Origin of the sequence: Pseudomonas sp. 9AZ (genome assembly GCF_902506525.1) — a bacterium.
In the GTDB taxonomy this organism is placed as follows: Bacteria; Pseudomonadota; Gammaproteobacteria; order Pseudomonadales; family Pseudomonadaceae; genus Aquipseudomonas; species Aquipseudomonas peli.
In genome coordinates this window covers 931,679-952,508 of record NZ_LR733840.1, presented here as the reverse complement: position 1 = coordinate 952,508, position 20,830 = coordinate 931,679, and the positions used below count along the sequence as shown (strand labels likewise).

Below are 20,830 nucleotides of genomic sequence, written 5' to 3'. Positions count from 1 at the left end.
ATCATGGCTGCTAAAGAAGTTAAATTCGGCGATTCCGCCCGCAAGAAAATGCTCGTCGGCGTTAATGTTCTGGCTGACGCAGTAAAAGCCACCCTCGGCCCGAAAGGCCGTAACGTGATCATCGAGAAGAGCTACGGCGCTCCGACCATCACCAAGGACGGCGTTTCCGTTGCCAAAGAAATCGAGCTGAAAGATCGCTTCGAAAACATGGGCGCGCAACTGGTTAAAGACGTTGCTTCCCGTGCCAACGATGACGCGGGCGACGGCACCACCACTGCTACCGTTCTGGCTCAAGCCATCGTCAACGAAGGCCTGAAAGCCGTCGCTGCCGGCATGAATCCAATGGATCTCAAGCGAGGCATCGACAAGGCGACCATCGCCATCGTTGCTGAGCTGAAGAAGCTGTCCAAGCCTTGCGCTGACACCAAAGCCATCGCTCAGGTAGGTTCGATCTCCGCCAACTCCGACACTTCCATCGGCGAAATCATTGCTGAAGCCATGGAAAAAGTCGGTAAAGAAGGCGTGATCACCGTTGAAGAAGGCTCGGGCCTGGAAAACGAACTGTCGGTTGTTGAAGGCATGCAGTTCGACCGTGGTTACCTGTCCCCGTACTTCATCAACAAGCCAGACACCATGGTGGCTGAGCTCGACGGCCCGCTGATCCTGCTGGTCGACAAGAAGGTTTCGAACATCCGTGAGCTGCTGCCAGTTCTGGAAGCTGTGGCCAAGTCCGGCCGTCCGCTGCTGATCGTGGCCGAAGACGTTGAAGGCGAAGCCCTGGCGACTCTGGTTGTGAACAACATGCGCGGTATCGTTAAAGTTGCTGCCGTTAAGGCACCAGGCTTTGGCGATCGTCGTAAGGCCATGCTGCAGGACATCGCTGTGCTGACTGGCGGTACCGTAATCTCCGAAGAGATCGGTCTGAGCCTGGAAAGCGCCACCCTGGAGCATCTGGGTAACGCTAAGCGCGTGATCCTGAGCAAAGAAAACACCACCATCATCGACGGCGCTGGCGTTCAGACTGATATCGAGTCTCGCGTACTGCAGATCCGTAAGCAGATCGAAGACACCTCGTCCGACTACGATAAAGAGAAGCTGCAAGAGCGTCTGGCCAAGTTGGCTGGCGGTGTTGCGGTGATCAAAGTCGGTGCAGGCACCGAAGTTGAAATGAAAGAGAAGAAAGCCCGCGTTGACGACGCCCTGCACGCGACCCGCGCAGCCGTTGAAGAAGGCGTGGTACCTGGCGGTGGCGTGGCTCTGGTTCGCGCTCTGCAGGCCATCAGCGAGCTGAAAGGCGACAACGCCGATCAGGACGTGGGTATCGCTCTGCTGCGTCGTGCTGTTGAAGCGCCGCTGCGTCAGATCGTTTCCAACGCCGGCGGCGAACCGAGCGTTGTGGTCGACAAGGTTAAGCAGGGTTCGGGTAACTTCGGCTTCAACGCCGCGACCGACACCTACGGCGACATGATCGAGATGGGTATTCTCGATCCGGCCAAGGTCACCCGTTCGGCGCTGCAAGCTGCAGCTTCGATCGGCAGCCTGATGATCACCACCGAAGCGATGATCGCTGAAGTGGTAGAAGACAAGCCGGCCGCTGGCGGTATGCCAGACATGGGTGGCATGGGTGGCATGGGCGGCATGATGTAAGCCAGCCCGGCTCCCGCAGGCCATCGCCAGATGGCCTGCATGCAGTAAAGAAAACCCCGTGCCTGTCACGGGGTTTTCATTTTTCTCGGCTATAACAGTCCCTCGCGGCAAAGCGGTACGCCAATTGCTTTGTGTGATGCGCGCTCCCGGACTGGAGCCTGTCAATCTGCGCTGTGCTGCTGCTACGCATGGTCGCTCCGTGTTTTGACCTCACCTGGATGTGCTCTACCACGCCGTTTTCAATGGATGGTTGGAGATTGTGCCGGTTACGGTTTTGCCTGCGATTGTTTTAAAACCACAGGTTCTATTGCGCACCACGCTGATGCAATTGGGCAATTAAGTGACTGTGAGGGTGTTACCGCCAGGTGCGGTGATGCGATCCCCATCCTTGGTTTGCTCAACGATTGAACCAACGGTGCGAATCTGGCTCGAAGCCTGGCCTGCTGAATGGCTGCGTGTGGATCAGGATGATCAGAATGGCATTGCCGGCAGCGTCCGGCAGTAACGACCACTTGTCGCCCGATACGGCGCGGTGGTTAACAGTGATCTAGGGTCTACAAACAGCGTTTGGCAGCGCTATCAAGAGGTTGCAGTGATGAAGCTAGAAATCGCACGAGGTTTGTTCCTGGTGACTGCGCTCAGCGTGGCCTCGCTCGCGGCGGCGGCTTGGCAGGAAGCCAGTCCCCAGGTCATCACACTCAACGAGCGCGGCTACTGCCCGTTGCCGCCCCAGGCGCGAACGGCCGAGGTGCTAAAACCGGACCAGGACCTGCTGCTGTTTATGTTCAGCCTGTCCCAAGGCGCCCGTTCGCAAGGTTGATCCTGCTGACCAAGCAATTCGACAGATAGAAAAAAGCCCTGCACTGCAGGGCTTTTTTGTTAGTGGGCCTTGGCCGTTGTCGGTGGCGCATCGGGCTGCGCCAGCAGGCTGTACACGCAGGGCAGCACAAACAGGGTGAACAACGTGCCAATCGACATGCCGGTGGCGATCACCAGGCCGATGTCGAAGCGGCTGACTGCACCAGCACCGGTTGCCAGGATCAGTGGCACCATGCCGAAGACCATCGCGGCCGTTGTCATCAGCACCGGACGCAGGCGAATCGCTGCGGCCTCTTCGACCGCCTCACGTCGCGACAAGCCCTTCTCACGGCGTAGCTGGTTGGCGAACTCGACAATCAGGATGCCGTGCTTGGTGATCAGACCGATCAGCGTGACCAGGCCCACCTGGGTGTAGATGTTCATGCTCGACAGGCCCAGGAACAGCGGAATCAGCGCGCCACAGATCGACAACGGCACCGTGACCATGATCACCAGCGGGTCGCGGAAACTCTCGAATTGTGCCGCCAGCACCAGGAAGATCAGCGCCAGGGCTAGGCCGAAGGTGATGTACAGCGCGTTGCCTTCCTGCACCAGCTGGCGCGACGCACCGGCGAAGTCGTAGGCATAACCGGCTGGGGCTTCCTCCAGCATGATCTGCGTTACCGTCTCGACGGCTTCACCCATGCTGACGATGGGTACGCCCTGGATGATCGCCGAGTTGAGCTGCTGGAACTGGTTGAGCTGGGTCGGCCGCGCACGGTCGCTGACCTTGACCAGTGTCGACAGGGCCAACATTGCGCCGCTTTCGCTCTTCACGTAGTAGCTGCCGAGCCACTCCGGGTTGTCGCGGTAGGCGCGTTCGACCTGAGCAATAACCTTGTAGCTGCGGCCGTCGATGGTGAACCGATTGATCTCGCCTTCACCGAGCAGGCTGGCCAGGGTCAGGCCGAGGTCTTCCATGGACACGCCCATCTGCGCAGCTTTTTCGCGGTCGATTTCCACCACCACTTCCGGCTTGTCGAAGGCCAAGTCGACGTCGAGGAAGGCGAACTTGCCGGACTCCACGGCGCGTTGCTTGACCCGTTCGGTCACTTGCAGCAGCGACTGGTAGTCGTTGGGTGTGTTGATCACGAACTGGAACGGTAGGCCCTCACCCGTACCCGGCAAGGACGGCAAGTTGAAACCGAAGATCTGCAGGCCGGCGATCTGCGACAGGCGACCTTGCACCTCCGGGAGAATCTCCATCTGAGTGCGTTCGCGCTCGTTCCACGGCGTCATCAGGAAGCCGCCAATACCCGACTGCACACCGTTGAAGCCGTTGATCTGGAACGAGGAGTAGTACTCCGGGAACTCCTTGAAGATGCTCACGAACTCGTCGGTGTACTTGTTCAGGTACTCCAGGTTGGTCGGTTGCGGTGCGTTGGCAATCATGAAAATGATGCCCTGATCTTCTTCCGGGGCCAGCTCGCTCTTGGTGAACTTGAGCAGTACCGGAATCAGGCACATGACGATTACCGCGAATACCAGCACCACCGGACGGGTATCCAGGGTGCCATGCAACGCCCGCTGGTAGCGTTTCTTGAGTGCGTCGAAAATCTGGTCGAGCTTGTGCGCCAGGCCCGACGGATTCTCCTCATGGCGCAGCAGCTTGGCGCACATCATCGGTGACAGGGTCAGGGCCACGATGCCGGAGATGATCACCGCGCCGGCCAGGGTCAGGGCAAACTCTTTAAATAGCGCGCCCGTGAGGCCCTCGAGGAAGCCGATAGGCGCGTATACCGCCGCCAGGGTGATGGTCATCGACACCACCGGCACGGCGATCTCGCGGGCGCCTTCAATGGCCGCATCGAACGGCGTTTTGCCTTCTTCGATATGTCGGTGAATGTTCTCCACCACGACGATGGCGTCGTCCACCACCAGGCCGATGGCCAGCACCATGGCCAGCAGGGTCAGCAAGTTGATCGAGTAGCCCATCAGCTGCATGAAGAACATCACGCCGATCATCGACAGCGGGATGGTGATCACCGGGATCAGTACCGAGCGGAACGCACCGAGGAACAGGAACACCACCACGATGACGATCAGCACCGCTTCGCCAAGGGTCTTCACCACTTCGTCGATGGAGGCCTGGATAAACAGCGTGGCGTCATAGGCGATGGAGACTTTCAGGTTGGGCGGCAGCTGCGCTTCGAGGTCCGGCATGACCTTGCGCACTTCCTTAATCACGTCCAGCGGGTTGGCCCCCGGCGTGCCCTTGATGGCGATGTACACCGATGGCGTACCGTCGAAGGAACTGATCGCGTCGTAGCTTTCCGCGCCCATTTCCACCCGCGCCACATCGCGGATCAGCACGCGGCTGTCCCCAACAGTTTTCAGCGGGATGGCGGCAAAGGCCTCGGCCGATTTCAGGTCGGTTTCGGCGTTGATGCTGGTGACCACGTACTCGCCCTTCACTTCACCGGCTGCGGCGAGGAAGTTGTATTTGCGCACCGCGTCATTCACGTCGCCTGCGGTCACGCCGTAGGCGGCCATTTTCACCGGGTCGAGCCACAGGCGCATGGCAAACACCTGGTTGCCGAGAATCTCAGCTTCGGCCATGCCAGGCAGGGTGGCCAGCTTGGGCTGGATGACTCGCGACAGGTAATCGGTGATCTGCGGGTTGCTCAGTTCCTGGCTGTAGAAGCTGATGTACATCAGCGCCGTGGAGTCCGCGGCTTCCTTGCTCAGCACCGGGTCTTCGGCGTCCTGCGGCAGTTGGTTCTTCACCTCGTTGGCTTTTGCCAGCAGTTCGGTGAACAAACGGTCGCTGTTGGCACCGATGCGCGCATAGATCGAGATGATCGACACGTTCTGCCGGCTAACCGAAGTCATGTAGTCGATGCCGTCGGCGCTCGCCAGGCTCTGCTGCAGCGGCTGGGTGATATAGCCCTGGATGGTCTCGGCATTGGCCCCGGGGTAAGCCGTGGTCACCGTGATCAGGGCGTTTTCCATCTGCGGGTACTGGCGGATGGTCAGTTTGCTGAATGCCTGGAAGCCAAGCAGGATGATCAACAGACTGACCACGGTCGCCAATACCGGGCGACGGATAAAGGGATCAGTAAAAGCCATAAATAAGTTCCTGTGTGCCGTGCTCGATTACTCGGCGCTCGGCTTGGCCTCGACAAGGGCATTGGCGATGCTGACGTGGGCGCCGTTATCCAGCTTCAGCTGACCGGCAGACACCACCTGCTCACCGGCCTGCAGGCCTTTGAGAATCACCACCTGGCCTTCGCGGCGCTCGCCGGTTTCGACGAAGCGGCGTTCGACCTCCAGTTCGGCCTGGCCTTTGTCGTCTTTGACCACCTGGCCGTCTTCCCCTTTCTTCTCGCCGATCACGTACACCGAGTTGCCGTAGAGGGTGTAGGTGATGGCCGTTTCCGGAATGACGATCTGTGCCTGTTCGCCGGGTAGCAGCACTTCCAGGTTGGCAAACATGCCGGGCAGCAGCTTGCTCTCCGGGTTGGCCAGCATGGCGCGCACCTGCACGTTACGGGTGGTGTCTTCGACTTTGGGGTTGATTGCGGCAATCTCGCCTTCGAATACTTCGTCCGGGTACGCCGCTACGCTGAAACGCACGCGCTCACCGATTGCCAGCTTGGGCACCGCCTGCTCGGGCAGGAAGAAGTCGACGTACAACTTGCTCAGGTCTTGCAGGGTAGCGATGGTCGTGCCCGAGGCGAGGTAGTCGCCGACATCCACCTGGCGAATACCGATGGTCCCGGCGAACGGCGCAAGGATGCGTTTTTTCGCCAGTTGTGCCTGCAGCTGGGCCACGCTGGCGTTGGCTTTCTGCAGGCTGGCGGAGAGGCGGTCGAACTCGCTTTTCGAGATGCTCTGACGGCTGACCAGGCTGCGGCCGCGCTCATATTCCACGCGGGCCAGACCCAGTTCGGCCTGAGCGGTGGCCAGGCTGGCCTGCTCGACATCGCTGTCCATCTGGATCAGGGGTTGTTGCAGGCTGACCTGCTCACCGGAGCGGAACAGCACTTGCTGCACCGTGCCACCGACTTCCACAGTCAGGTCAACGCCCTGAAAAGCCTTGAGCGTGCCGATAGCGGGCAGACGACCCTGCCATGGACGTTCTTCTGCTGTCGCGGCGTCGACGCTGATGGCCGGCTGCGGTGCGGAGAACATCTGCACTTGTTGGTAGATGGAGAAGCCTTTGTAGGCGGCGAGGGCGAGTACCACGACGAGTACTGCGCCGAGCATAAAGAGCATACGGCGGAGCAACATATTCCGGATCCTTGGCGAGGCGGATAGAGGCCTGGGAATAGGCAAGACGGGCACATTAGACCTCGCGCAGGGGCCTGTCAAAGATTCGCATTTGCAAAACATTGTTGTGCAAAAGTTGCCTCAAGGTTCAAGGCGATATTAAGCAAAATGCCAGCATCGGCTGACATTTTGTTGTACGCAGGTCGGGTGTCAGGCACTCAAGCGTTGGGTGACTTCATTCAGTTGCCCGGAGAGGACGTGCAGGTTTTGCCCGGCGCTTTCGGTGCGTTGCACGTTTTCCTGGTTGGCAGTGGCAATTGCGGTGATCTCGGTCAGGTTGCGTGAAATGTCTTCGGCTACCGAGGTCTGTTCTTCGGCGGCAGTGGCGATTTGCCTGTTCATGTCGCGAATGGCTTCCACCGCACTGGTGATCAACTGCAGCGTGGCGCCGGCCTGGGTCACCTGGGTTACACCTTCCTCGCTGCGGTTCTGACCACTTTCAATGGCGCGCACGGCATTCACCGCCCCAGTCTGCACAGTGTCGATGATCTGGTGGATTTCTGCGGTCGACTCGGCGGTGCGCTGGGCCAGGGTGCGTACTTCATCCGCCACCACGGCAAAGCCGCGGCCCTGTTCGCCGGCACGCGCCGCTTCGATGGCGGCGTTAAGCGCGAGCAGGTTGGTCTGCTCGGCGATGCCGCGAATCACTTCCAGCACTTTGCCGATGCGCCCGCTGTCGGCTTCCAGGCGACGAATCACCTCCGAAGTGTTGCTGATCTCACCGCGAATGTCGGTGATGGTCTTGATGGTGGCCTGCATCACTGTTTCGCCCTGGCGTGCGGCGCTGTCAGCGGCATCGGCGGCGCCGGCGGCTTCGGCGGCATGACGCGCGACTTCCTGGGCCGTGGCGGACATTTCATGCATGGCGGTGGCGACCTGGTCGGTGCGCGAAAACTGTTCACGCGTGCCCTGGGCCATCAGCGTGGCGATGGAGTTGAGTTCGCCGCTGGCAATGTCTAGGTCAGCCGTGCTGCGCTTCAGGCGGGTGAAGGTGTCCGAGAGGAAGTCGCGCAGAATGTTCGCAGCAATGGCCAGCTTGCCCAGCTCATCCTGACGGGTCGCGTCGACATGCTGGCCAAAGTTACCGTGGCTGAGTTGGGCAATGTGCTCGATCAGCTCGCGGATCGGGTTGATCAGGTTGCGGTTGACCAGCCACAGGCTGAACAGCGCGATCACCACAGTGGCCCCCAGCATCAGCAGTGTGCCAAAGGTGATGGTGCGCTCGGCCGAGGCATTGATCAGGCCGGCTTGCTCCAGGCTCTGCTTATGCAGCTCGCTGGACAGGGCTTCCATCTGTTGGGCGGTATTGCGGTCAATGCCTGACACCGCCTTGTCACCCACCGCAGCGTCGCCGCCGGCCGCGACAAAGGCATCACGCCCTTTGCGGTAGTTGGCGCCGAGCGTCTGGTGCTCGCTGCGCAGAGCGTCAACCTTGCTCTTCAGCGCGCGATCGTTGTTGGCCAATTCACTCAATTGGCCCAGTAAGTCCTGAACCTTGCGCTCCTGCGCTTCAAACTGGCCCCAGTATTTGTCCAGTTGCGCCTTGTCGCTGCCGCGCAGCAGAACGTTTTTCCATTCCTGTACCTGGGTCTTGAAGTTCAGGTTGGTCGAGTCGATCAGGGACGACGCTTCAAGTGGGCCCTCAAGTAGGCTGCGGTAGGCCTGCATGCCATTGGACAGAAAGCTGAAGCAGGCCAGTGCCGTGACCAGAATCAGCGCCAGACTGCCGCCAAGTAAGGCGAGAATCTGCGCGCGCAAGGATTTTTGCAGAAACATGGGTGATACCCCTGAGTGTGGAAGGCGGGATGCCAGTGACGCTGAGCGCGTCCAAACTGCGAAGATCCCTATCGACTGGTACCAGCTGGGCCGGATTGCCGGAAGCAGCAGCTAGTCAGGAGTATAGATCGGCTCTGCGGCAGCGTTCTTTAGCGTGCCGCAGGCGTATTACAGGTTTAGCTGTACGGTGTTAAACCAGGCGCAAGTGGTTGTCCCACAGGCCGGCCGGCAGGTGCAGTGGGGTGCTGCTGATTTGGGGATTGCGGCAGTCGTACAGGCGACAGCGCCCGACGCCGCTGCTGACCACAAAGCCATTCGCCACGGCGCCAACACCGGCGCAATCAGCCAGCGGCGCGTCCAGGCGCAGCGCGGCGCTGTCAAGGTCCCAGATAAATACCCGGTTGCCGCGCGGGGCGGTCAATGCCAGCAGGCGTAGCTCGCTGTGAATCGCCACGCTGGCGGTGTACTGGCTCATCAGCTGACGTTGTGCGTCGGCCACGGGGAAATGCTGGAAGGGCTGGTCAGGGCGTTTGATCGCCAACAGCGGCACCGCATCGCTGAGTTCGCCCATGTATTGCTGGCCGGTGACCAGTGTGCCGTCGTTGGCCACGGCCATATGACGCACGCTGTTCATCCGTTCCGGCAGTTGCTCCTTGCTGACCAGGCTGCCGTCGCGGCGCAGCAGCACCAGGCTGGACTCCATGGCGTTGAGGTTCATTTCCACCCGGCTGTCAGCCTCGGTGCGGATACCGCCGTTGGCCACCGCCAGGGTTTCACCGTCGGGCATCCAGAGCAGCTGGTGCGGACCGATGCCATGAGTCGACAGTTCGCTTACACGTTGCAATTGCTCGCCTTGCAAGCGGTAAACGCCCAGTACACCGCGACCGGGATCGGAGGTGTCGTTCTCGGTGGCGTACAGCCATTCGCCATCCTTGTGGAACACCGCGTGACCATAGAAATGGCGCTGTTCGGGTGAGTGAACGGTTTGCAGCAGACGACCGTCACGGGTGTCGATCAGGTAGCTTTGCGTGCTTGGACGGCGACCGACAAACAGCGCCATCGGCAGAAACGGGTGGCCGATGACATCGTGGCAGCGCTCGTTCACCTGAGTGGCAAATACCTGGCTGCCATCCAGTCGGTAGCCGACCGCGAAGTGCTTACCGGCGCTGTCGTTACGTGCCGACAGCAATAGCGGCTGCGCGCCGCTGTGCATCAGCGTCCAGCCACCGTAAGTACCGGCGGCCGCTGCCGTAGCGGCAACAGCAGCGATGCTCAGCCCTAGAAAGGCACGGCGATTGATCTGCATGACTCAGTCACCGTCGTGAGCGTTAAAGCCCAGCTGGATGCCCAGGGTCTTGGCCAGCTCGGATTCATGTAGACGATGCAGCACATTCAGGCTGTCATACAGGGCGTTGACCTCGGCGCGGCCGGCTTCGTCGCTAAGCAGCTCACCGAGCGGACGCTGGGCGGCAGCCAGGCGCTGGCGGGTGTCGCTGTAGGCGGCGTTGATGCGTTGTTTCAGTGCGTCGTGATCACTGCCGAGCAGCGCCTGGATGCCATCCTGTTCGGCGCCCAGCCAGATGCGTTCGGCGCTGGCCAGGCTGGCAGCGAGGTTGGTCAAACTGGCGTTACTGCGCCAGGCTTCAGCCTGATAGGGCTGCGGTTGGCCTTTGCTCTGGCGGCCGAGTGGCGTGCCGAGCTTCTTCTTAAGTCCGTCGATGGCGCTGACCTGGGTGCGCAGCAGTTCGGCCACCGCTTCCGGGGCTTCGGCGTAGCGCGCGTTGGGGAAATCCTTGAGCAGCGCGGCCATTCCGTCCTTAGCTTGCCACTGGCTTAGCACATCGGCGGCGAGGACTTGCTGGTGCTGACCGATGGCAACGATCAGCGGGCAGTAGCGGGCTTTCTGCTCGGCGACGTTCAGATCAATGGCCGGGTCGAACAGCAGGTATTCATAGGCGGTAAGGCCTTGCACCACGACGCTGGATTTATCCAGATCGGCTGGGGTCAGCTCGGGTTTGCTGTTGACCAACGCTTCAACCTGGCGCGCTACCAGGTTCTTCTTGTCCGGCCAGAACTGCACCTGCCAGGCGCGGTTGCCTTCTGCCAGCGGGCCGAAGGCCACCGGTTGCACGGCTGCCCAGGCACTTTGCGCGCTGGCAAAGGCCTGGCGGGCCTCGGCGAGATTCTGTTGGCCAGCGCAGAAGGCTTGGCCGCTGGCGGCCAACTGGCGGTCAGCTTCGCTCCAGGCGCTGTAGATCGGTAGCAATACGCCATCGGTGAGTGCGCGGCTGACCTGTTGCTGCGGGTCGCTGGGGCTGCAGGCGGTGAGCGTGATACTGAGCAGGGCGAGCGTGAGGGGTGAGCGGATCATCTGCGGCTCCTTACAACGAATTCAGAAAAGCCAACAGCGCGGTGCGCTCTTCGGCATTAAAAGTCATGACCTGCTGCTTGGCTGCCTCGGCCTCGCCGCCGTGCCAGAGAATGGCCTCAAGCAGGTTGCGGGCGCGGCCGTCATGCAGGAACTGGGTGTGGCCGTTGACAGTTTCGGTCAGGCCGATGCCCCAGAGTGGCGGGGTGCGCCATTCGCGGCCGCTGGCGAGAAACTCCGGGCGGTTGTCTGCCAAGCCTTCGCCCATGTCATGCAGCAGCAGGTCGCTGTAGGGGCGAATCAGCTGATTGGCCAACTCAGGCTCGGCAGCATCGGCAGCGGTGGTGAATTGCGGGGTGTGACAGCCCTGGCAACCGGCCTGGTAAAACAGGTTTTTGCCGGCCAGCACCTGCGGCGTATCGGCGCCGCGGCGTGCCGGCACGCCGAGGTTACGGGTGTAGAACAGCACGCTGGCAAGGATGTTATCGCTGACCTCTGGCTCGCCGCCATGGGGCGCGCTGCGGCAGTCGGTCTGCGCCATTGTGCAGTTGTCATGGGCCACCAGCGTGCTGGTAAGGCCCATGTCATTGGCAAAGGCTTCAGCATTCTGCTGATTGAGCGTGGGCTGGCCGGCCTTCCAGCCAAAGCGGCCGAGCACCGTGCGTTGTTGCTCACGGTCCCAGACCTGGTTGGCGCGCCCGGAAATGCCATCGCCATTGCTGTCTTCGGGGTCGGCATTGGCCAGAATGGCTGCTTCGGGAATGGCCTCCAGCAGACCCAGACCGATCATCGGCGGGGCGATGCGTGCGGAAAATAGCGTGTCGGGATGCAGGGCGCCGTAACCGAGCTGGCTGATTTCCAGATTGGGCTTGCGCAGCTCGACCTGGAGGCCGTCGGCAAAGCTGACCAGCTGCGTGCTGTAACTGACGCGTACCTTGCCTTCTGGTGCGACACCTGGATTAGCCATGTCCTGCAGTTGGCCGCCGTAGGTGGGTTCGGCGAGCACGCCGAGGCGCTGGATAATCTCGGCATGTTCGCTGCCGGCAGGAATCGACAGGCGTACCAACATTGACACTGAGCTGATCGCATCAGGCGCTGGCGGATGGCCGCGACCATCCTTGATATGGCAGTTCTGGCAGGCGTTGGTATTGAACAGCGGGCCGAGACCATCGCGCGCGGTAGTAGTGGCCGGTGCGGTGACCCAGGGATTGCGGAAGAAACTGTTGCCGACGCTGAAATCCAGGCGACGTGACGGCGACAGGTTGGCTGAAGGCAGGGAGAAGGCGTTCTGATCGGCCTTGCGCACGGTAGTGCTGCCCGCAGACAGGGCTTCGCCAGGCTCGGCTTGGGTGAACTGTGGGGTTTTATCGCAGGCGGCCAGGCTCAGGCCCAAGGCCAACAGCAGCGCAACGCGATGCGGCGCAAACATGAAAGGACATCCGCAGCAGAAAAACAGGCGGCTGATCTTAACAGTCTGATCAGTTTTAAATAAGACGGATTTGCATTATCGGTGGCGGTCAAAGGTCGCAGGCATTAAAAAGCCGCGGCTCCGGTTTAGGAGTCGCGGCTTTTTATGCACTACAAATTTTCGGACTTCGCGAGTTTTAGCTAGTCCATGTGCTTCTTAGAGCCTGTTCACGATCTCGCGAGCTAGAGACCTGCAAGGCAAAAACAGGCGAGGAAGCGGAGCGTACTGTTGTACATGAGCATTCCGAGCCTGTTTTTAACGCCGCAGGGCCGACGCGCAGCAGATCGTAAATAGGTGCTTAGAAGCTGTGGTCAGCGGTATCCGGATTGAGATCACTGATACCCAGCTTGCCAGCGGCCTGCTCGATTGCGCCGGTCTGTTTGACCAGCGCGGCGATTGCATCACGAACGATCTGCTGGCCTTCGGCGTTGTCGGCAGCGATCAGCTGATCGAAGTGCTTGCCGTTGCCCGCGCTGTCGACCAGAGCCTGCAGCTTGCCTTCGGTGGCTTCGAGGTCGGCTTTCAGAGTGCTGTCGGCGGCGGCGTCAACCTTGGCTACCAGCGACGACAGGCTTGGGCCGGTCAGGGTGGTGCCATCGACCTTCTTGTATTCGCCCAGGTAAACGTTGCGAATACCTTTGCCGTTGTAGAAGTGCGAGTTGTGGGTGTTGTCGCTGAAGCAGTCGTGCTCGTCTTCGGTGGAGTTGGCTTCCAGTGCGACCTTCATGCGCTCGCCTGCCAGCTCGCCGAGGGACAGGCTGCCCATGCCGAACAGCATCTTGCGCAGGCCGTTTTCAGCCGTGTCGGCTTCCAGCGTGGCGCGGTAGTTGTCGGTTTTGCCGGCTTGCCACTGCACAACCATGGCGTCGAGGTCGCTGACCAGCAGGTCGGCGGCGGCTTTGATAAAGGCGCGGCGACGCTCGTTGTTGCCGCCAGTGGCGCCTTCACCGACGACGAAATCGCTGGCTGGGCGCTCGCCGGCACCTGGGCCGCTGCCGTTCAGGTCTTGGCCCCAGAGCAGGAATTCGATGGCGTGGTAGCCGGTGGCGACGTTGGCTTCTGAGCCGCCCAGCTCATTCAGGCTGGCCAACAGTTCCGGGGTGATGGTGGTGACATCGAGCTTGTCTTCACCGACCTGCAGTTCGGTGTTGGCGATGATGTTGGCGCTGGCGCCTGGGTTGCCCAGGGCGTGCTGGTAGTCCTTGGCGACGTAGTCGATCAGGCCTTCGTCCAGCGGCCAGGCGTTCAGCTGGCCTTCCCAATCGTCGACCACGGCGTTGCCGAAGCGGAACACTTCAGTCTGCATGTAAGGCACACGGGCTGCCAGCCAGGCTTCGCGGGCAGCTTTCAGAGTGTCGTCATTCGGGTTGGCGAGCAGAGCATCGATGGCGCCTTGCAGGGTTTTGCCGGTGCTGGCGGCGTCGCTGAATACGGCCAGGGCCAGGTCGGCGTAGTGGCTGACCACCGCTTTGCTGGCGGCTTCATCGACTTGGCTGGTGGCGGCTGCCGGGGCGCTGGCGCTGCTGGCAGCAGGTGCGGCAGCTTGGGTGGCTGGCGCTTTGTCTTCACCGCAACCGGCGAGTGAGATGGCGATGGCGAGCAGGCTGGCAGAGGCCAGTGGCATACGGAGCATGGCGGAATCCTTTGCTGGTGAGAGTAAGCACCCACGTAAGCGGGTACAAAAACCGAAACATAATGCGAAAGATTTTCATTTTGCGCAAAGGGTCAATGCAGCTTTTTCACCGCGAGCTGTGTGCAAAGTCTGCGAACGGGCAATTCGATAGGGCTAAAATGCCAGCACAGCTGCCTTCAAGAACCATTCAGGAGTCCCGCATGAGCCTTACCAGTGTTGTCGTCATTGTGCTGTTGGCCCTGCTCGCGGCGTATGCCGTGATGCTCTACAACGCGCTGGTGCGTTTGAAGCATGGCGTCAGCAAGGCTTGGTCGAATATTGATGTGATGCTCAAGCAGCGCCACGAGGAATTGCCCAAGCTGGTGGAAACCTGCAAGCAGTACATGCAGCACGAACGCGGCACGCTGGAAGCGGTGATTGCCGCACGCCAGGCGGTTTCCAGCGCCCAGGCCAAGGGCGATATGAATGCCCTGGGCAAGGCCGAGACGGGCCTGCGTGCTGGTCTCGGTCAGCTGTTCGCCTTGGCGGAGAACTACCCGGAGCTGAAAGCCAATGAGAGCTTCCAGCATCTGCAGCAGCGCATCAGTGGTCTGGAAAACGGTATTGCTGACCGCCGCGAGTTGTACAACGAGGCGGTTAACCTGAACAACGTGCGCATCGAGCAGTTCCCCGACGTGATCGTCGCTCGCGCTTTCGTTTTCAAGGAGGCCGCGCTGCTGGAGTTCAGTGAGGGCGAAAAAGCCGACGTCGACCTCAAGTCGCTGTTTGGCTAAACCGTGGATATTCAAGGACAGCTTGTTGGGCTGGCCTGCAGCGTGGCGGTCAGCGCGGGCGGGGCGTGGTGGTTTTTGCGGCGTTTCTCCCAGGCGCGGCATCTGCTCGATACGCCGACATCGAAGATTCGTTCTGCGGCTCAGGGATATGTCGAATTCTATGGCGTACTGCATGACAGCACCGAGCCTCCACTGCTCGGTCCGCTGACCAATACGCCCTGCTTGTGGTGGCGTTACAAAATCGAGGAATACACCTCAAACGGCAAAAAGCGCAGTTGGCGCACCTTGGAAAGCGGCAGCAGCGAGGCGTTACTGAAACTCGACGACAGCACCGGCAGTTGCCTGATCGATCCGCGCGGCGCACAGGTGCGGCCGCTTACTCGTGAAGTGTGGAAAGGCAGCTTGCGTCATCCTCTGGGCGCGGCGAAAACCGGTTGGCGCGCGCTGTTCAGCAATGATGAGCGCTATCGCTATACCGAGGAGCGTTTGCATGCCGGCCAGCCGCTGTATGCCATTGGTGATTTTCGCAGCAGCGGTGGCGGCCGTCAGGGCCTGGATCTGCCGGCCGCTCAAGGCGCAGTAATTCGCGAGTGGAAGGGTGACTTCGGAAGCCTGCTGCAGCGCTTTGACAGTGACGGCAATGGCCAGCTGGATGAGCGTGAGTGGCAGCGCGTGCAGTTGGCTGCGAGCCTGGAGGCCGAAGACAGGCATCGTCGGCAAAGTACTAAGCCGGTGCAGCATCACCTGGCGAAACCGCGTGAGGCGCAGCCGTTTATTCTCTCCTGTGCTGGAGAGGATGAACTGGTGCGTCAGTTCTACTGGCAGGCGGCTGGTGGCGTCGTGCTGTGTCTGGCCGGCGCGCTGGCAGCGGCCTGGTTGCTGGGTATCAACAGCTTCTAGGTAAAAGCGCCGCGTATAAAAAAGCCCGCCTGTTGGCGGGCTTTTCGTAGGCGTCTGGCGTCAGAGAGTCGCGGGATTGGCGGCACTGTTAAGTCGCCGGGCCTGTTTCAAGTAGGTCGTCAGTTCGCGTGCCGGCAGCGGCTTGCTGTAGAGGTAACCCTGCCCCTCGTTACAGCCCTGGGCGATGATATAGGCCTCCTGCTCGACGGTTTCCACGCCCTCGGCGATGACCTGCATGCCGAGGCTCTTACCCAGCTGGATGATGGCGCGCACGATGGTGGCATCGTCTTCGTCTTCCAGCAGGTCCTGCACGAAGCTCTTGTCGATCTTGATCTTGTCCAGCGGCAAGCTCTTCAGGTAACTCAGTGAGGAGTAACCAGTACCAAAGTCATCGATGGCGATCAGTGCCCCGGAGCGACGCAGGCTGAGCAGGTGCTGTGCGGCGGTGTTGATGTCTTCCATCAGGCCGGTTTCGGTGACTTCCAGCTCCAAGCTGCGCAGCGGCAGGCGGTAGACCTGCATCAGATTGTTGACCACCCGTGGCAGCTCGGCGTGGTGCAGCTGCACGGTGGACAGGTTGACCGCCATGCGCAGTTCGGTGAAACCTTGGTCGTGCCATTCGCGCAGCTGGCGGCAGGTCTGGTCGAGAATCCATTCGCCAATCGGGATGATGGTGCCGTTCTGTTCGGCCAGCGGGATAAACAGATCTGGCGGCACGAAGCCATGTTGCGGATGCTGCCAACGCAGCAGCGCCTCGACACCGACCACGCTGTGGTCGCGGTAGTCGACCTGCGGTTGGTAAACCAGGTGCAGTTGGTTAAGCGCCAGGGCGTCACGCAGGTCTTTTTCTAGCTCGCGGCGGCGGCGCATTTCGCTGTCGACGCTGGCGATATAGAACTGGTAGCGGTTGCGCGACCGGCTCTTGGCCAGGGTCATGGTCTGTTCGGCTTTCTGCAGCAGCTTCTCGGTGCTATCGCCGTCTTCCGGGAACAGGGTGATGCCTATGGTGGCGCGCAGACGAACCTGCTGCTGATCGAGCATAAAGGGGTTGTCGAGGTCGTCGAGGACGCTCTGCGCCAACTCAGCCGCCTCGTAAGGCTGCTCGATATCAGCCTGTACCAGCGCGAACTGATCGCCTCCCAAACGGGCCAGGGCGCCGAGGCGGCCACTGTGACTGCGCAGGCGGTCGGACAGGGCCAGCAGCAGCTGATCGCCGGTCTGGTAGCTGAACTGTTCGTTGATGCCTTTGAAGTCATCTAGGCCTACGCACAGCACGGCCACGCGGCGCTGCAGGCGACCGGCGTCTCCCAGAATTTGGTCAAGCTGTTGTTGCAGCTGCTGGCGGTTGGGCAGACCAGTGAGGAAGTCATACTGGGCCATACGCAGCAGGCTATTTTCTGCTTCACGGCGCAGGTTGGTGTTGCGTTCGATGGAAGACAGCAGCTGGTTGGCGGTGTTAATCCAAAGCCCCAGTTCATTCTTCTCGTTGCCCTTGAGCATCGGTAGCTTGTGCTCGCTGGGGCGGTCCGGGTTGATATTGGTCAGGTGCTCGATGATCTTCGACAGCGGTTTGGTCAGCAGCCAGTGATAGACCAAATACAGCACCAGGCCCATGGCCAGCGCACGCAGCACGCCTGAGATAAAGATGATGACGGAGTTGGTAACAAAGCTTTCGCCGTAGGGCGCGGTGTCGAGGGTGATGCTGAGGTCGCCGTAATACTCGCTGTAGGGGCCGCGGCCGACCAGCTGGGTGGTGAAGTTCTGTTCTTTGCCGAGAATCGGGTCGGTGAGCCAGCGTGTGGGGATGTCGACCTGCTCTCGGGCTTTCTCCGCCAGCATCGGCTCGTTGGGGTGACCGATAGCCGCCATTCGCACGGATTCGTGCTGGAACAGGCCCTCAATCACCTGCATGCCCATTTCCCGGTCCAGGCTGTAGACCGCCTGCGTGGAGGGGTCACGGAACATGCCGAGAATACGGTGCGCGTCATTGGCGACTGCCTGACGTGTTTTGTAAACGTCGAAAACAATCTGGGCAAGACTCAAGACCACGCCAACGATCAGCGCTGAGAGCAGCACCACGCGGAGTAACTTAAGTGACAAGCTGTTTTTGAGTTCCAGCTTCAAATGACGGTTCCTTGTTCGGGCCTTCGGCGTCACACGCTAGTGAGTATTGGCAAAGTCGCGCTTGCAGTCAAAGGGCCATTACTAAAGTTTGTCGAACAAATTATCTGCGCGGCGATGGCGCGGCTGCTGACCGCTGTATTGGCCTGCTGCACTGTGTCGGTGCGAGTTGCCCGAGGCTTGAGCGCCGTTTGGCGGTTTCTTGCTTGGCATGAGAGTTGCGAAGCCCCGTGTATTCACCTTCATGGGGGACGCTGCAATGAAAAGTCGACTGATAGGGATAGCGGTATTTGCGGTTTCGCCACTGGCTCAAGCGGCCAGCGATGAGGCACTCAACACCGCCTGGCTGGTGTTGGCCAGCGTGTTGGTGTTTTTCATGCAGGCCGGCTTTGCCTTGCTGGAAAGCGGTATGTCGAGGGCCAAGAACGCCGTCAATGTGATGATGAAAAATTACATGGATGGGTGCGTGGGGGGCATCACCTTCTGGCTGTTCGGTTTTGGCTTGATGTTCGGCAGCAACATCACTGGCTGGTTCGGCATGAGTCATTTTGCACCGCACGATGGCGAGCCGTGGGATTTCACCTTTCTGCTGTTTCAGATGATGTTTGCGGCCACGGCGGCGACCATCGCCAGCGGCGCGATGGCTGAGCGTACGCGCTATTCGGCCTACCTGATTGGTGCGGTGGTGATCAGTGGGTTTATCTACCCGGTATTCGGCAGCTGGGTATGGAGCGGCATCTATGGCGGCCAGGGCTGGTTGGCGGCGCTGGGGTTTATCGATTTCGCCGGTTCGACCGTGGTACACAGCATCGGCGCCTGGTGTGCGTTGGCCGGTATTCTGGTGCTTGGGCCGCGTCTGGGGCGTTTTGCTGCGGACGGCACACCGCGCAGCATTCCTGGGCATAACCTCAGCCTGGTCGCGCTGGGCGGTTTTATCCTCTGGGTCGGCTGGTTTGGCTTTAACGCCGGCAGCAGTCTGGAGATGAATGTCAGCCTCGGCCTGATTGCCTTAAATACTCATCTGGCGGCATCAGCCGGGGCGTTGGGGGCCTTTCTGGCGCAGCGCAGCACCTCCAGCCCGGTGCTGCTGACCACTACGGTGAATGGCTCACTCGGCGGCCTGGTCGGCATCACCGCCGGTTGCGCAACCATGTCGCCGCTGTTTGCCCTGCTGACCGGACTGGTGGCCGGTGGTGTGGTGGTCTTCGGCATGCGTCTGCTGGAGCGCTGGCAGCTCGATGACGTGGTCGGTGCCGTACCGGTGCATGGCTTTGCCGGTGTGTGGGGCACTGTCGCGGCCGGACTATTTTTCAGCGGTGACCTGTTCAACTGGTCGCGGGTTGGTGTGCAGCTGCTCGGCGCGGGTGTTGCGTTTGTCTGGGCCTTCCCGCTGGCGCTGATGCTCTATCTATTGCTGGCGAAAACCCTCGGCCTGCGTACCTCGACCCAGCATGAGCAGCGTGGCTTGGATTATGCCGAGCATGCCGAAGTGGGCTATCCCGAGTTCAACCTGGCTGTGACCTTCGACAGTAACGACCTGCCGAGGAGGGTGTGACATGAGCCTGGCAACTCGCCGACGGGCGATCTACACAGGGCTGGCAGGCCACTTTGCTGAAGACGAACTGCTGGCTGTGCTGGCACTGTGGGAAAGTAAATACGCGGACAAACCGCCGTTTGCACTGAATGAGTTTCTGGGTGAGGTGGCGGCGACCTGCGAGCGCAAGTTGGAGCGTGCCAAGCTCTACCGCGAGCTGGTGGGGGCGCTCACGGGGCCGTTATCGGCGTTGTTGCCGGACCCGGAGCCGCAGCTGCTCAGCTGGCGGCAACGCATGGGCCTGAGCGCACCGCCGAGCAATACGGCAGATGTGCATGCACGGTATACCTTTGAGGCGTTAAGCCGAGTGCTATTCAACGGACTGGACGCTGGACTGCTGCCACGTCTACAGCATTTCGCCGCAGGTAATCTGAGCAACCTGCGGGGCAGCAATGAGCAGCGTTTGCGCGTGCGGGCCTGGCTGGAGCAGGGTGCCGAGTTGGAAGTGGCCAACCTGGGGCTGGAGCAACTGCGGCAACTGCTCAACCTGCTGTATATCGGGCTGTGTGAATACCTGGGGCCAGTGGTGGCCGATCAGCGTCTTTCTATGGCTGTGCAGCAAGTGGAGGCGCTGCACCTGGCATTTGCTCCGCGCAAACTGCTGTAAACCTTGGCCCCGACAGCAAAAAACCCGGCGCAAGGCCGGGTTTTTTGTAGGTAACGCAGGTTACGCGGCGTAGTTTTTCGCCACGAAGTCCCAGTTGACCAGGTTCCAGAACGCTTCAACATACTTCGGACGCAGGTTGCGATAGTCGATGTAGTAGGCGTGTTCCCAAACGTCGCAGGTCAGCAGCGGGGTGTCACCGCTGGTCAGCGGGCAGCCGGCGCCGATGGTGCTGGCCAGAGCCAGAGAGCCGTCAGCCTTCTTCACCAGCCAGCCCCAGCCGGAACCGAAGGTGCCGATGGACACTTTGCTGAACTCTTCCTTGAACTTGTCGAAGGAACCGAACGCGGCATTGATCGCGTCAGCCAGTGCGCCAGTCGGTTGACCGCCAGCGTTAGGGGCCAGGCAGTTCCAGTAGAAGGTGTGGTTCCAGACCTGAGCGGCGTTGTTGAAGATGCCGCCCGAAGAAGTCTTGACGATTTCTTCCAGGGTTTTGCCTTCAAACTCGGTGCCTGGGACCAGGTTGTTCAGGTTCACGACGTAGGTGTTGTGGTGCTTGTCGTGGTGGAATTCCAAGGTTTCCTTGGAAATGTGCGGCTGCAGGGCGTCATGTGCGTAGGGCAGCGGCGGCAATTCGAAAGCCATTGTCTATCTCCTAATCAGGTCAGGTGCGGTGTGCGCGAGGCCGATCACGGGCGGCCATCTCAGCGGCGTGAGTTATCTCTTTGCGCCGCAAGCCCTTGATCATAGCACCGGGACTGCGCCTTAAACACGCGGCAACTGTGTGGAAAACCGCCTCGGCATGTTGCATCAGTG

The 20,830-nt window shown here is 60.6% G+C and carries 15 protein-coding genes; 6 read left to right on the top strand and 9 right to left on the bottom strand.

What is annotated here, in order from left to right:
- Positions 1-3 precede the first annotated feature (3 nt).
- Together groL and ALTER154_RS04545 are read left to right on the top strand one after the other, a co-directional pair.
- The gene (groL, locus tag ALTER154_RS04550) at positions 4-1,647 is read left to right on the top strand and encodes a chaperonin GroEL (RefSeq protein ID WP_090249056.1); all 1,644 of its coding nucleotides are present in this window, start codon (positions 4-6) and stop codon (positions 1,645-1,647) included.
- Between the two features lie 595 nt (positions 1,648-2,242).
- Positions 2,243-2,467, top strand: coding sequence for a hypothetical protein (locus ALTER154_RS04545; RefSeq protein WP_160085435.1), 225 nt, complete (start codon positions 2,243-2,245; stop codon positions 2,465-2,467).
- 59 nt (positions 2,468-2,526) lie between these two features.
- Here the strand turns inward: ALTER154_RS04545 and ALTER154_RS04540 are convergent, their stop codons facing one another.
- From ALTER154_RS04540 to ALTER154_RS04510, 7 genes are all read right to left on the bottom strand, one after another.
- Positions 2,527-5,574, bottom strand: coding sequence for a multidrug efflux RND transporter permease subunit (locus tag ALTER154_RS04540; protein WP_160085434.1), 3,048 nt, complete (start codon positions 5,572-5,574; stop codon positions 2,527-2,529).
- Positions 5,575-5,601: 27 nt separating this feature from the next.
- Entirely contained in the window at positions 5,602-6,738 is a 1,137-nt protein-coding gene (locus tag ALTER154_RS04535) for an efflux RND transporter periplasmic adaptor subunit (protein ID WP_160085433.1), read from the bottom strand.
- Positions 6,739-6,927: 189 nt separating this feature from the next.
- Positions 6,928-8,553, bottom strand: a complete 1,626-nt coding sequence (locus tag ALTER154_RS04530; protein ID WP_160085432.1) for a methyl-accepting chemotaxis protein — start codon at positions 8,551-8,553, stop codon at positions 6,928-6,930.
- Positions 8,554-8,743: 190 nt separating this feature from the next.
- A complete protein-coding gene (locus tag ALTER154_RS04525; RefSeq protein WP_178126357.1) occupies positions 8,744-9,853 on the bottom strand; it encodes a DUF1513 domain-containing protein in 1,110 nt (369 codons plus the stop codon).
- Between the two features lie 9 nt (positions 9,854-9,862).
- Positions 9,863-10,924: an imelysin family protein gene (locus tag ALTER154_RS04520; RefSeq protein ID WP_160085430.1), complete on the bottom strand. Its 1,062-nt coding sequence runs from the start codon at positions 10,922-10,924 to the stop codon at positions 9,863-9,865.
- 10 nt (positions 10,925-10,934) lie between these two features.
- A complete protein-coding gene (locus ALTER154_RS04515) occupies positions 10,935-12,350 on the bottom strand; it encodes a di-heme oxidoredictase family protein (RefSeq protein WP_160085429.1) in 1,416 nt (471 codons plus the stop codon).
- A 337-nt stretch (positions 12,351-12,687) separates the two neighbouring features.
- Entirely contained in the window at positions 12,688-14,022 is a 1,335-nt protein-coding gene (locus tag ALTER154_RS04510; RefSeq protein WP_160085428.1) for an imelysin family protein, read from the bottom strand.
- Between the two features lie 200 nt (positions 14,023-14,222).
- Here ALTER154_RS04510 and ALTER154_RS04505 point away from each other — a divergent pair, with 200 nt between their 5' ends.
- On the top strand, positions 14,223-14,795 hold the full coding sequence (locus tag ALTER154_RS04505) for a LemA family protein (protein ID WP_160085427.1): 573 nt from the start codon (positions 14,223-14,225) through the stop codon (positions 14,793-14,795).
- A 3-nt stretch (positions 14,796-14,798) separates the two neighbouring features.
- Positions 14,799-15,695: a GIDE domain-containing protein gene (locus ALTER154_RS04500; protein ID WP_160085426.1), complete on the top strand. Its 897-nt coding sequence runs from the start codon at positions 14,799-14,801 to the stop codon at positions 15,693-15,695.
- Between the two features lie 60 nt (positions 15,696-15,755).
- Here ALTER154_RS04500 and ALTER154_RS04495 read toward each other — a convergent pair whose 3' ends face one another.
- On the bottom strand, positions 15,756-17,819 hold the full coding sequence (locus tag ALTER154_RS04495; protein WP_090249034.1) for a bifunctional diguanylate cyclase/phosphodiesterase: 2,064 nt from the start codon (positions 17,817-17,819) through the stop codon (positions 15,756-15,758).
- A 256-nt stretch (positions 17,820-18,075) separates the two neighbouring features.
- On the opposite strand from ALTER154_RS04495, the gene ALTER154_RS04490 reads away from it, so the two are divergent.
- Together ALTER154_RS04490 and ALTER154_RS04485 are read left to right on the top strand one after the other, a co-directional pair.
- The gene (locus ALTER154_RS04490) at positions 18,076-19,371 is read left to right on the top strand and encodes an ammonium transporter (protein ID WP_160085425.1); all 1,296 of its coding nucleotides are present in this window, start codon (positions 18,076-18,078) and stop codon (positions 19,369-19,371) included.
- A 1-nt stretch (position 19,372) separates the two neighbouring features.
- A complete protein-coding gene (locus ALTER154_RS04485) occupies positions 19,373-20,017 on the top strand; it encodes a hypothetical protein (RefSeq protein WP_160085424.1) in 645 nt (214 codons plus the stop codon).
- Positions 20,018-20,077: 60 nt separating this feature from the next.
- On the opposite strand, the gene ALTER154_RS04480 is transcribed toward ALTER154_RS04485, so the two are convergent.
- Positions 20,078-20,659, bottom strand: a complete 582-nt coding sequence (locus ALTER154_RS04480; RefSeq protein WP_090249029.1) for a superoxide dismutase — start codon at positions 20,657-20,659, stop codon at positions 20,078-20,080.
- Positions 20,660-20,830: the final 171 nt, after the last annotated feature.